This is a genomic window from Aureispira anguillae, assembly GCF_026000115.1.
Lineage (GTDB): Bacteria > Bacteroidota > Bacteroidia > Chitinophagales > Saprospiraceae > Aureispira > Aureispira anguillae.
The window spans coordinates 2,325,332-2,338,140 of record NZ_AP026867.1 but is presented as its reverse complement, the minus strand read 5'-3'; the positions used below and the strand labels follow the sequence as shown (position 1 = coordinate 2,338,140).

At 35.7% G+C, this 12,809-nt stretch carries 9 protein-coding genes; 6 read left to right on the top strand and 3 right to left on the bottom strand.

All coding sequences use genetic code 11. The annotated features are described in order from the left end of the window. Positions 1 to 5: 5 nt before the first annotated feature. Together AsAng_RS08950 and AsAng_RS08945 are read right to left on the bottom strand one after the other, a co-directional pair. Positions 6 to 1,604, bottom strand: coding sequence for a tetratricopeptide repeat protein (locus AsAng_RS08950; protein WP_264792431.1), 1,599 nt, complete (start codon positions 1,602 to 1,604; stop codon positions 6 to 8). Positions 1,605 to 1,820: 216 nt separating this feature from the next. Then, a complete protein-coding gene (locus tag AsAng_RS08945) occupies positions 1,821 to 2,831 on the bottom strand; it encodes a metal-dependent hydrolase (RefSeq protein WP_264792430.1) in 1,011 nt (336 codons plus the stop codon). Between the two features lie 273 nt (positions 2,832 to 3,104). On the opposite strand from AsAng_RS08945, the gene AsAng_RS08940 reads away from it, so the two are divergent. Beyond that, a complete protein-coding gene (locus AsAng_RS08940; RefSeq protein ID WP_264792429.1) occupies positions 3,105 to 4,448 on the top strand; it encodes a transthyretin-like family protein in 1,344 nt (447 codons plus the stop codon). A gap of 93 nt (positions 4,449 to 4,541) precedes the next feature. Here the strand turns inward: AsAng_RS08940 and AsAng_RS08935 are convergent, their stop codons facing one another. Beyond that, complete coding sequence (locus AsAng_RS08935; RefSeq protein WP_264792428.1) at positions 4,542 to 5,585, bottom strand: T9SS type A sorting domain-containing protein; 1,044 nt, start codon at positions 5,583 to 5,585, stop codon at positions 4,542 to 4,544. Positions 5,586 to 6,040: 455 nt separating this feature from the next. Between AsAng_RS08935 and AsAng_RS08930 the strand changes: the two genes are divergently transcribed. The 5 genes from AsAng_RS08930 to AsAng_RS08910 all read left to right on the top strand — a co-directional run bounded on the left by AsAng_RS08930 (position 6,041) and on the right by AsAng_RS08910 (position 12,746). Continuing rightward, positions 6,041 to 7,543: a pyridoxal phosphate-dependent decarboxylase family protein gene (locus AsAng_RS08930; RefSeq protein ID WP_264792427.1), complete on the top strand. Its 1,503-nt coding sequence runs from the start codon at positions 6,041 to 6,043 to the stop codon at positions 7,541 to 7,543. A gap of 19 nt (positions 7,544 to 7,562) precedes the next feature. After that, a complete protein-coding gene (locus AsAng_RS08925; protein WP_407655328.1) occupies positions 7,563 to 8,891 on the top strand; it encodes a lysine N(6)-hydroxylase/L-ornithine N(5)-oxygenase family protein in 1,329 nt (442 codons plus the stop codon). A 10-nt stretch (positions 8,892 to 8,901) separates the two neighbouring features. Beyond that, entirely contained in the window at positions 8,902 to 10,077 is a 1,176-nt protein-coding gene (locus tag AsAng_RS08920; protein WP_264792425.1) for an MFS transporter, read from the top strand. A gap of 249 nt (positions 10,078 to 10,326) precedes the next feature. Continuing rightward, positions 10,327 to 12,177: an IucA/IucC family protein gene (locus tag AsAng_RS08915; RefSeq protein ID WP_264792424.1), complete on the top strand. Its 1,851-nt coding sequence runs from the start codon at positions 10,327 to 10,329 to the stop codon at positions 12,175 to 12,177. After that, a complete protein-coding gene (locus AsAng_RS08910) occupies positions 12,174 to 12,746 on the top strand; it encodes a GNAT family N-acetyltransferase (RefSeq protein ID WP_264792423.1) in 573 nt (190 codons plus the stop codon). Before AsAng_RS08915 ends, AsAng_RS08910 begins: the two co-directional genes overlap by 4 nt. Positions 12,747 to 12,809 lie beyond the last annotated feature (63 nt).

Below are 12,809 nucleotides of genomic sequence, written 5' to 3'. Positions count from 1 at the left end.
GAAGTTTAAAGTTCGTATTGGGTGACAAAAAGCGTTGCTTCAGCACGATTTCTTACGCCAATTTTGGAATATGCTTTGCGCAAATGTGTGCGAATAGTGGTAACCGATAGAAATAGCTTATCGGCAATTTCTTGATCTTTTAAGCCCTCTTGGACTGCCTGCAAGACTTCTTTTTCCCTTTTGGTCAGTGGGCTATAAATAGAGGGATAAGGCAGCTTACCTTTTTCTTGTTGATGGTTTAAGTGTTCAATTTCTTGGTTTTTAGAGGCAATGTTATGGCGAAGTTCTTCGGTAAGTTCTTTTTTGTCTAGGTAGCGTTGGTAAAGAATAGCAGCAAGGCCTATTGTAATTAAAATAAAACATAGGGCAATTAAAAAGCCCTTAGAAAAAAATGATTTGGCTTTGGTGGTATCGGCTAGTTTTTTTTGAGTTTTAGTTAAGTTGGCTGTCAATGCTCTATGTTGGTACTTCGTTTCTAATTCCATCATTTTTTTCTCTTTCTCAACCCGATCCAAGGAATCTCTTAATTCCAGTTGTTTGTTTTTAAAATAGAGTGAGGAATCAATGTTGTTTAAGTTTTTATAAACGACTGCCAATCCTTTGTAAATAGGTTCGTATCGTAGTACAATTTGATATTCTTGGGCGAATGCTAGTGCCTGTTGGTAATAAATGAGTGCCTTCTGAGGCTTTTTTAGATGAATGTAGCAATCTCCTATATTAGATAAGATAGCTTCTTTGTTGGAGAATTGTCTTTCAGCGCCCATGAAATCTAACAGCTCTAAATAATTTTTTAGTGCTTCTTGATGATTGCCCAACTTACTGTAGCAATTGGCTAAATTATTTTTGCTAGGAACGATTAGATGGTTGTTGTGGGTGGCTTCAAAATACTGAAGTACTTCTTTATAGATAGAAATTGCTTGTTGATATTTCTTTTGAAGATCATAACAATTCGCCAAATTCGATTTGCTGGTCATTTCATCTTCTTTGTTGTTGGTTTTGAGGGCTAAATCTAAGGCTTGAGTATGATACAGAATAGCAAGAGAATCCTCTTTGAGCGCATAATGCAATGCACCAATATTATTTAAGACAACAATTTGTTGGGTTGCTAACTGTTCCTGTTTATAAATGCCTAATGCTGCTAAATAATTTTGGATGGCTAAATCAGGACGTTCTTTATATTTATTCATTAATGCCAAGTTATTGAGGCTATTGGCTTTTAACGTTGGGGTGGAATAATAGGGGATGGACAAGTCAAAAAAATGAGCAGCAGAATCGTAACTCCCTTTATAATAATGGATGATGCCGATTTTGTTGTAAGAAATTGCTATTTCCTCTGGATGGTTAGCATCTGCTAAGGCTAGTTTTAGGGCTTGTTGATGCAATAAATAGGCGCTGTCTAACTGCCCTTCTTTTTGATAAATAAGCCCTAGTTTATTGCTAATAATAGACCGCTTAATCTTGTCCTTTTCCGTTTTTTTGAGGTCAATTAACTGTTGTTTTTTATCGCTTTTTTTGGCTAAGTCAGCATCTAAATGTGCTCTATAGTCGCCCTGAGAAAAGGCAACAACTTGGATTAAAAGAAATATGATAATAAGGGACTTCATTGATAATATATGCTTAGGGGTTGTCAAAGATCGATTTTTATTTTAGAAATACATTACTCCGTTACAAAATCGTATCAATTTGATAATCAGCAAAATACTTTTTCACTGATCAGAATGCTACAAGATGATTTTTTATGTTTTTTGTTAACTATCTCATGAGCATAGCGAACTAAAAACTAAAAAAGCAGCGGAGTATTAAAAATAATAATATGATGTTTAAATGCCTTTGATTCGCTTAAATAAACTGCGATAATTCTTAATAGGACCTCTTTGTTTAGAAGAGTGGTCGATTTGTAAATTACGATCATCGCTTTCATTTAAACTTAACGAAAGTGGATAGACAAACTCAGGCTCTCCAAAATAATTCATAGGACCAAATTTGATGGCATAAACATTTATTTTCCCCTCTTTTACCTGCACCAAAGGGAAATCTTGGGTAAATTCAAGGTATTGTCGCCCTCTTTTAAACGCTTTTATTTTAGGGAGTAATTCATTGCTACTTTCAACAAAAAAAAACTCTATTTTATCTCTCCGATCTAGCAGAGAATAAGAGCCAAAATAGTAACCTTTATTGGTTTTGATAATGGCATTCCAAAGCAAAGAATTAAGTGGAGTAGGGCTAATAATCATTTTTTTATATTCAATGTTTTGTTCCTGAATTTGTGCTATAAAATGTTGATTAGCGATCCCTTTAGAAACAAAAGTCCAACCGAGGTAGAGCGTTGAATAGATTAATGTCTTCTTAGCGATTTGGGTTCTTTTAGCAACAGGAATCGTTTTTTTTATGAACAACCATAAAACGCCAATTAATAGGATGGAAGTATAGATGGGCTCAATAATATGAATATTATTGAGTGAGAATAGATGACCATTAAAAGGAGATAGTATTTTGGTGCCATAAGTGGTACACCAGTCTAATAAAGAATGCGTAAATATAGCTAAGAAAAAAGCCAAGGCCCAATCTTTATAATTATATTTATACCTTGTGATTTTGTGCGCCCCAAAAGCTAAAAAAAAGCTAGTTATAACAGCAAAAATCAAAGAATGAGAGACACTTCTATGCACTGTTATAAACGCTACCTCATTAAAAAAAGGAGCTAAAAAAACGTCTAAATCAGGAATAGTGCCTGCTATGGCTCCAATAATAAGCGATTTTTTGCCAATGTATTTGTCCTTTACTAAGGCAAAAGTTGATGCTCCAAGAAGAGCCTGTGAAAGTGAGTCCATATTACTTGTTGAGGTGAAAAATGAAGAACAAAATACAAACATTTTAAAGGATATAATAAGGACTAGAAAAAATTAGTACTTTTCCTTTCTAGGAGCTGTTGTTTTAGAGCTGTTTTGTACGCTAGATAAACGATCTTTCTTGTTGTTGTTGGCAATTTTTTTTACAAATATTATTATTTATTTGATAAAATGTAATATGTATGTGGCTTATAATTGTTATACTTGTAATGTTATATTTCAACCTCGATTATTTAACCTCAATTATTAACCATCATGAGTAATGCGATTACCATTTCAGGTTCCACTTATACGGTAACAGGAACAGTTAAAAACAAAGCAGATAACAAGGGGATTATAGATCTTCACGTTTTAGTTTATGACAAAGACTCAATAGGAGAAGATGACTTTCTCGGAATAGGAGTTACAGATGCTACAGGAGCCTTTAGTGTTAGTTTTGATGCCTCCAAATTTAGATTTTTGTATGTGTTTGATCGATCTCCAGATTTGTATTTTGTTGTAAATGATGCAGGTCTAGAATTGCTGAATACCGAAGATAATGTGATCAAAAATGCCAATGAATCTACTCCTCCAATTAACCTAGAAGTAGGGCTTTTAAACGATAAATTAAGAAAGCTTATTAATGAAGTGCCTGTAGAAGGATGGAAAGGTGGATTCAGTACATCAAATCCTGATTTTGCTTACCCAACACCCAATCTTACTTCTTTGGAAATGCTAGATAATTTGGCAAATATTCCCAAACTACAACGTCAACAGAAAGTAGTGTGGCCAGAGTTTAGCTGGGAATCGGAACCTGGCAAAAATGACCCAAAGCGCTGTTATCAGATGTTTGCTCCTGATATTTCTAGATTGGGCTACACCGATGAAGGACGGGTTTATTCGATTATTTGCCCACAGCAAGGGTTTTGTTCTCCCAATCTCGGTTCTATGAATGTAGAAGTAACCGTAACGGGAAATAGAGGTTGGGCGAATGAGTCTGATCGTGAATTGGCAGCGGATATGTCTGTAGTGGGCAAAATTTGGTTTAGCCCAAGTGCACACGAAAACAAATTTGTCAAAGAATTTATGGAGGATTTTAATAAAAATAAACTTCCTTTCCCTTCCACCAAAGAGAATGCAATTGTGGTGAGAACCTTTAACCCAGGTCAGCCTGAGCAAATTATTTTTCCATTGATGAAAGGTTCAAGCAAAGATTTCCCAATTCCTAACTTTGCCAAACACACAGGGATAGCTTGGACATTAGGTCACTTGGGAGTAGAAATTGGCGCAATCGAAAAAACAGGCGTTGAAAAGGTAGACAAGTTTAACCAATTTGTTATGGACATCTTTAATATAGCGTCGGGGAATATGTTAAAAGAAGGCAATGTACTGACTTGGAATGTATGGTTTACTGCACCTGAATTGGTCGATCAAGAAGAATGGGCAGATCACGCAGAAAAGTGGCGTCAATCCATTAATGCAGATCATGGCAGTCCTGAAGGACCTGGCACAATAGCAAGGTATTTTGATGGAACGCCTTTCTCTCCTCTAAAAGAACTATTGGAAGATGAATTACCTAAAATTCTTTCGTTTAGAAAAGAAGCCTTAGAGTTAGTTTAGAATTTATCCTTGATTTTTCTCCCAAAGCCTCTTCTTCAAATAATTGGGGCGCTTTGGGAGAAAATCTAAGTTAGGAACAAATAATAACGAGTACTACTTCAATAGAATGCGTTGTGTTTGTTCTCCCTTTTTGGATATAATACGGATCAAATACAAGCCTTGGGGTAAGGAAACTTCTATTTTATTTACTCCCTTGTTTATTGTATTGGTCAGAACTTCTTGCCCATGAATACCTAGCAACTGATAGCTGCCTTCTTCTTGGCTGTTGATATAAAAGTATTTTTGTGCGGGGTTGGGATAGCATTGAACTGTTTCGATTTCAACTTGATTCAGTGCGGTTGTTTGGTTGATTGTAATCGTTGTATTTCCACTAATTCCAGAAGCATCTTGGGCACTAGCAATAACACGAACGGTTCCTTGGCTCAATCCTGTTAATATTCCTGTAGTTGAATCAATACTTGCCGTTCCTGTTAGATTTGTCACCGCCCAAGTTACATTACTATTGTTAGCATTGGCAGGCAATACGATTGCTTCCATTTGCAAACTGTTGCCAACAGATAGCGTGCTTGTACCACTTTGTCCTTGTACATTGATTCCTGTTACTAAAATGGCACTAGAGGTTATTCCTGCATCAATTCCCACTCCAGCATTATCTTCATAAGCATAATCTTTTACCGTAACAACGCCCGTTGTCGCCAGATGAACACGAACCCAACCATAATGAACGTTTCCTCCAAGGTCAAACTTTACACCAATATAGCGATCTGTCCCAACGGTAAAGACAGTAGATGCCCAAAAAGGATTAAAATAACAATCTCCTTGAGCATTGTAGCCGCTAGAAGCATCAATTCTAGTTCCCAAACTAATTGGATCAAAAGCATCCCAAGTAGCTGTTTGAGTGATAAAATTGACTTTGGCTGGGTCAAAAAATGTTTGGACTTCAGCATTGCCACCAAAACTTCCGTCTTCTAAACTAAATTCAGCAGTACCATCGCCATTAAAATCAATTGCTGCTGTAGTGCTACCTGTCACAACAACATCTGTAATATCTGTGTGCTGTATGGTTGCTTGCGCTTGGTAGTTAAAAAATAAAACAATAAAAAGTATCCAATAACTCAATTGGTTAAGACCTGTCATAATTTAAATATTATAGGTTGAAAAAATAAAGAGGACAACCCATTCTGGGCTATTCTGAATTTCAATATTAGGCCATTGGTCAATTAAAAGAAAACCTTTTTGAGTCTTTAAATAACTATCCGACTAGCTTAGGTGGAAAATAACCCCCTGTTTATAAACCATTTATTTATTTTTTTTATCAGGCTCCAATTTATTTAGATCTTGCATGCTTCTATTGCTTTTTTGAAAGCATTAAATATCTACTTTTAACGAATAAAAAAAAATGACAATTTTTTTTCAAAGCACTAAGAGGGCTTTTTTAGAAGATAGGGTTCTGGTAATAAAGGGGTTGCTTTTTTAGAAAAAAACAAACATATTAAAATGTTATTTGGATTTAGTCTAAATAATTTGCTTTTAAGTTTTTTCTTATTTAGTTTTGTGGCATTGATTTTATTTAGACTAAATAAAAATAAGAAATGATTGTAGAATATCTTCCTAAGAGTGAAATAGATTTTAATAGCATATTAGATGTTTCATCTGTCCAGGATTTAAAGATTAATATAGAAAAAACAATAAACTATTTAATTGGCTTTTTTGAGCGTGAAAAGTTTTATAGTGGAGCCTCTGTAACAGATTTGAAGGCAAAAATGAAACAGGTGATTAACAAGACAGAGGCACCTTTAAATATAGAGTCGGTACTTGATGAAATAAAAGAACTCTATTTGGACCATGCCATTTCGTTTCATGACAAAACTTATATCGCCCATTTAAATTGCCCCGTAGCTATTCCTGCCATTATCGGTGACCTTTTGGCATCTACGATTAATACGGCGGTTGAAACATGGGATCAAAGCACCTCTGGTACTCTAATTGAGCAAGAATTAATCAACTGGATTGCCGCTGTTTTTCAACTGCCCAATACAACCGATGGCGTTTTTACGAGCGGGGGCACTCAATCTAATTTTATGGGACTTTTAATGGCAAGAGATCATTATGCTCATAAATATTTGGGCTTGAATCTAAAAAAAGATGGCTTTACAGAGCAAGTACATCGCTTTAGAATTTTTTGTTCCGAAAAGGCACATTATAGCATTAAAAAGAATGCTGCTCTACTTGGTTTGGGATACAATGCTGTGGTAGAAGTCGCAACGGATGCTACTTACCGAATGGATGCGGTTGCCTTAGAGAAAGCAATTGCTTTAGAGAAGGCAAACGGTAATATTCCTATTGCAGTTGTTGCAACGACAGGAACAACAGACTTTGGAAGTATAGACCCTGTAGCGCCAATTTCAAAAATTGCTAAGGCAAATAAAATGTGGTTGCATGTAGATGGTGCCTATGGAGGTTGTTTTGTTTTTACGAAGACACACAAGCAGGCGTTAGAACCTATAAAATATGCAGATTCTATTACGATAGACTTTCACAAGACCTTTTTTCAACCCGTTTGTTCTAGTGTCTTTTTAGCTGCTGATGCCGATTCTTTTAAATATGTTTCTCATTACGCCGATTATTTAAACCCAATAGAGACAAAGGATGCAGAAACGCCTAATTTAGTTGTTAAGTCAATCCAAACAACAAGAAGGTTTGATGCGCTAAAATTGTGGTTTACGCTTAGGATGACAGGAGTCGAAAAAATTGCTGCTTTCTTAGAGATTATCCATCAAAGAGCCTTAGATGCTTATCGTTTGTTGCAAGAAGCCAATTGCTTTGAATTGCTACATCAGCCTGAATTAAGCACCGTGGTATTTCGGTACCAAATCAACCAACAAATTCAAGATAATACCATTCATGATGCTGTGAATTTATACATTAAAAAAGTACTGTTTGATACTGGACAGGCTTCTATTGCTAGTACAAAAGTGAACGGCATTGTCTATTTGAAATTTACCTTATTAAATCCTAAAACAACGATTGAAGATCTTAAGCACATTATTGAGCTTATTGTTAAGCAAGGTCGTCTGTATTCTACTAAAAATTAAAACACACACAATGAAAAAAATGAATAGCTATGATTTTATAGCAATAGGAGTTGGGCCTTTTAATTTAGGGTTGGCTGCGCTCACAGAGCCTATTAAAGAATTGGATGGATTATTTTTAGATCAAGCAACTTCTTTTGACTGGCATCCAGGTATGATGATTGAAGGAACGACACTACAAATACCTTTTATTGCTGATTTGGTTAGCTTGGCAGATCCAACGAATCCCTATAGTTTTTTGAATTATATTAAGCAGCAAGGACGAATCTATTCGTTTTACATTCGAGAGAATTTTTTGTTGCTTAGACAGGAGTATAATAAATATTGCCAATGGGTTATTGAACAGTTGCCCAATGTCTATTTTGAATCTAAAGTAGAACGGATTTATTATAAAGAGGAGGAAGGAATTTACGCTGTTCATGTGGTACACAACAATAATCAAGAAAAACAAGTTTATCAAACTAAAAAACTGATTTTGGGCACAGGAACTAGCCCACATATACCCCAGTGTTGTGCGCATAAAAAAGAAGAACTGATACACTCTGCGCAATACTTGAATCATAAAGCAGATTTGCAGAAGAAAAAGAGCATTACTGTTATTGGTAGTGGTCAAAGTGCAGCCGAAATTTTCTACGATTTGTTGCAAGATATCGATGCCAAAAATTATGAGCTCAATTGGATGACTCGATCTGCTCGTTATTTTCCATTGGAATACACCAAGTTGACACTAGAAATGACTTCGCCCGAATATGTGGATTATTTTTATAATTTGCCCGCTCAAAAAAGAGATGAAATCATTAATCGCCAAAAGCATTTGTATAAGGGAATAAATGGCGATCTTATTAATGCTATTTACGATCTGATTTATACCAAAAAATTAATCGACCCATCTCTGAAAATCAATTTGAGAACACATTCAGAACTCAAAGAATTAGCAATAGATCCGACCCACGATATGTTTGACCTTGTTTTTCACCAACAACAGCAAGACAAGTATTATAGTCATCAAACAGAATCAGTTATCTTGGCAACAGGCTATCAATACAAAATGCCTGCCTTTTTGGAGCCAATCAAAGGGCGAATTAAATGGGATAATAAGGCAAGGTTTGATGTGAACAGAAATTATACAATCGATCAAAATGCCACAGAAATATTTGTTCAGAATGTAGAGCTGCATACGCATGGTTTTGTTACGCCTGATTTGGGAATGGCAGCTTATCGCAATTCTTACATCATCAAGGAGTTAACAGGGATAGAATATTATCCCATCGAAAAACAAATTGCCTTTCAGGATTTTGGCATTGATGCCAAGAAGGAATTATGCTTAACAGACCTTGAACATCAAATCTAAAAAAACGATCATGAATTTAAGATCTTTTTTAATCTTAATGACTTTAGTTGCTGTCTTAAGTGACTATTTATTGCATCCTTTTTATCCTCAATTTTTTGAATTGAGATTTGGGGTTACCGACCCTAAAATGGTGGGTTATTATTTTGCAGCAATTTGTTTTATGGTAATGATCGCTTTTCCCTTTTGGGCTTATCTTTCTCAAAAAATACCAACACTAAAAATATTGGTTGTAACGCAGACCATTGCAGGAATGTTGGCCTTGTATTGTTTTGAAACAAGTTCTTATTTAAATTTTTGGATTGCCTCCTTAGTGATGATTCTTTTTAAGGGGAGCTATTTATTGATTTATCCTTTTATCCTAAAAATAGTTAAGAAGGAAGAACATACCGATACGATAGGCTTATTATCGGTCATTGTTCATTTGGGAGGAATTATTGGAGCCGTAATAGGAGGATTAGCAGTTGATTTATTAGACCCTAGGTATATCTTTTTGATTATGGCATTGGGCGATTTTGTTCAGATGTTAATGAGTGTCTATCTACTCAATAACAAGCAATTCGCTTCAGCAGATATTGCCAATCAAGAGACAAAAAGGGCTACAGCACCTACCAACAATAGCTTTATTCTAAAAGTAGGCTTGTTAACGCTCGTACTCTATTTTGGAGATTTTTTAATTCGACCGTTTTTTTCATCGTATTGGGAGTTGATCTCTGTTTATGACAGCAAATTGGTGTCGGGAACCATGTATGCCATTCCTGGGTTTGTCGCCTTGATTGGTTTGTTTATCAACAAAAGAAGAACGGTAAAAAATCTATACCAAGGAATTTTGTCTGCCTTATTTTTAGGGATAATTGGTTTGTGGTTACAGGCTTCTTCTGTAGATGGGATTCTAGTCTTAGGAAGGGTTATTTATGGATGGGCAATTTTTCAGGCTATGGTTCGCTTTGATGTTTTATTGTTCGAAAAAAGCCACCCAGATTCCTATGCTATGGATTATAGCAAGATTCATTTTTTCCAAAATTTAGGAGTCCTATTGGCTTCTTTGTTTGTCGGAATTATAGTAGATGCTGAGGGCTTACAAATGCCATTTATAATCGCTTTGGGCTGTTTTGTTCTCACACTAATTTTGTATGTGGTTGTTTTTTATGCACAAATAAAAATCAAAGAACAACTTGCTAAATCTTGAGTGAAGATGGAGAACGATCAATAAACCGTTCAGAGAGGACAAGCAATGAATGAGCAGTTTAGCAGCTAATTGGGCTGCACTTATTAATCAACAAATAAAGGGTTTTCCTGTGGGGGCGTAACGGCTCAAAATCAGCGTTTTAATGATTCACTTTTGGCGTTAATTTAAAAATTAACCGATTTGATAATCAGAAAACAATTTTGTGCAAACATTTTTATAGGAAAGCCCTAGAAAAAATATAAAAATACAATGAATACAACTAACGACAAGGCATTATTGCCACAAGAAGCAATTGCTCATATTCAACCCCAAATATGGGAGCAGGTTAATCGTTTATTAATCAAAAAATCGATTACGGAATTTGCACACGAACACTTAATAGAACCCGAATTAGAAGGAACCGAAAAAGGGTGGAGTAACTACCTGCTACACGTCCCTAAAAATGACATTTATTATAGGTTTAAGGCAAAAAAAATGGAGTTGAATCATCTGTATATTCAATTGGATTCCATTGCCAAATTCCAAAAGGAAGAGAAATTGAACTTGGATGCACTTTTATTTATCAAAGAATTTAGTGCAGTGTTAGGCTTAGAAAAAGAAAGATTGGCGGTGTACTTGGAAGAAATAACCAGTACCTTATATGGAAGTGCCTATAAACATCTAAAAGGGAACCCTTTGTCCAAAGAACTTGTTAATGCGGATTTTCAAACGATAGAACAAACAATGATGGAGGGGCATCCAGGTTTTGTGGCGAACAATGGTAGAATTGGTTTTGATAGTGGCGATTATAGAGCCTATGCTCCCGAAGTTGGCCATTCTTTCCCCTTACTTTGGTTGGCGGGACACAAAGACAGAACTGTTTATGCAGGAACGAAAGAGTTGGAGTATCATCAACTAATTCGCCACGAATTGGATCAAGAAACAATTGATGGCTTTTGTGAAATTCTTCAAAATAAAGGCTTAAATGTAGAAGATTATTATTTCATTCCTGCGCATCCTTGGCAGTGGTTCAACAAATTATCTAATATTTTTGCACCAGAAATTGCACAAGAAAAGCTGATTTGTTTGGGCTATGGAAAGGATGAATATTATGCTCAACAGTCAATTCGAACCCTTTTTAACAGCAGTAACCCACAGAAGTTTTATACCAAAACAGCGTTGTCTATCCTAAACATGGGATTTATGAGAGGCTTGCCTATTTATTACTTAGGAACGGCTCCCCAAATGGCTGTTTGGCTGGAGGACTTGTTGATGAAAGACAAATACATTTTGGAAACGGGATTTGAAATGCTAGGAGAAATTGCTTCTGTTAGTTATGTCAATCCTTATTATGGAGATTTGGGACCACAAAACGATTACAATAGAATGCTGGCTTCGTTGTGGCGAGAAAGCCCTGTTAGCAAGATTAAGGAAGGGCAACAATTAATGACCATGGCAGCATTATTACATGTGGATCAGAATGGAGTTGCTTTTTTGCCTGAATTGATAAAAGCGTCAGGATTAACAACGGATAATTGGTTGAGGAACTATTTAAAATCGTATTTAAGTCCTCTTTTGCATTGTTTTTATCAGTACGATCTTGTTTTTATGCCTCATGGAGAGAACTTAATTTTGGTTTTAGAAGATCATATTCCATTCAAGGCATTTTTGAAAGATATTACAGAAGAAGCTGTTATTTTAAATCCTGATGTTGTGTTGCCTGAGGGCTTGGAACGAATGTATGCCCCAATAGAAGAAGAGGTGAAATTGCTTTCTATTTTTATTGATGTTTTTGATGGCTTTTTCCGCTACTTAGCCCATATTTTATTGGAACATGCTAATTATAATGAGGCCAATTTCTGGAAATTAGTAGCAGAAAATATTTTGGACTACCAAGCTAGGTTTCCTGAATTAAACGCCAAGTTTGAACAATATGATTTGTTTGCTCCCGATTTTCAGTTGTCCTGTTTGAATCGTCTACAATTGAACAACAATAAGCGAATGGTTGATTTATACGATCCTACTACGATGTTACAATTGATAGGGCGTTTGGAAAATCCTATTGCTAAATACCGATTGACTCCCAAAACTTCACCAGAAAAAAGCTATACCACAGCATGATGAATGAATCTATAACAAAGAACAAACTCCAAGAACAATATCCAATCTCTTTTAGAGCGCTTGATTTAGAACAAGATGCAGCTATGTTGTTGGAATGGGTAAAAAGTCCTCATGCAAAATATTGGGGGATGCTAGATGCCAACTTAAAGGTACTAATCAATGTCTACGAAGATCTGTTAGCCATTCCCAATTATGAGGTTTATATCGGTGAAATAAATGGCATACCTACTTTTTTGATGGAAGCTTATGATCCGAAGACAGAATTGATTGGTTCGCATTATAACGTCTTAGAGGGAGATTGGGGAATGCATATACTAATCAAGGCACCCGAAAAGCGAATTAGTGGTTTTACTTGGCATATTTTTTCTGCGGTAATGGATTTTTTGTTCCAAAAAGATACCTGTCAACGAATTATTGTAGAGCCTGATGTTGAGAATGACAAAATTCATGTGCTCAACAAACGGGCTGGTTTCGAATATCAAAAACAGGTTAGTTTACCTGATAAAACCGCTTTTTTGGCTTTTTGTACGTATGAACAATATTGCCAAACTAAATATGCCACCCTTTAGGTTTTGAGAAGCAACCATTTGATCGTTAAAAGGCAATTGTGTTCAACGATCTAATGGTTGCAT

What these genes read in the sequence shown, in the direction of transcription:
- AsAng_RS08925 (WP_407655328.1), top strand. Translation starts at nt 7,563, where the DNA reads ATGAATAGCTATGATTTTATAGCAATAGGAGTTGGGCCTTTTAATTTA.
- AsAng_RS08945 (WP_264792430.1), bottom strand. Translation starts at nt 2,831, where the DNA reads ATGGACTCACTTTCACAGGCTCTTCTTGGAGCATCAACTTTTGCCTTA.
- AsAng_RS08910 (WP_264792423.1), top strand. Translation starts at nt 12,174, where the DNA reads ATGATGAATGAATCTATAACAAAGAACAAACTCCAAGAACAATATCCA.
- AsAng_RS08940 (WP_264792429.1), top strand. Translation starts at nt 3,105, where the DNA reads ATGAGTAATGCGATTACCATTTCAGGTTCCACTTATACGGTAACAGGA.
- AsAng_RS08930 (WP_264792427.1), top strand. Translation starts at nt 6,041, where the DNA reads ATGATTGTAGAATATCTTCCTAAGAGTGAAATAGATTTTAATAGCATA.
- AsAng_RS08935 (WP_264792428.1), bottom strand. Translation starts at nt 5,585, where the DNA reads ATGACAGGTCTTAACCAATTGAGTTATTGGATACTTTTTATTGTTTTA.
- AsAng_RS08915 (WP_264792424.1), top strand. Translation starts at nt 10,327, where the DNA reads ATGAATACAACTAACGACAAGGCATTATTGCCACAAGAAGCAATTGCT.
- AsAng_RS08950 (WP_264792431.1), bottom strand. Translation starts at nt 1,604, where the DNA reads ATGAAGTCCCTTATTATCATATTTCTTTTAATCCAAGTTGTTGCCTTT.
- AsAng_RS08920 (WP_264792425.1), top strand. Translation starts at nt 8,902, where the DNA reads ATGAATTTAAGATCTTTTTTAATCTTAATGACTTTAGTTGCTGTCTTA.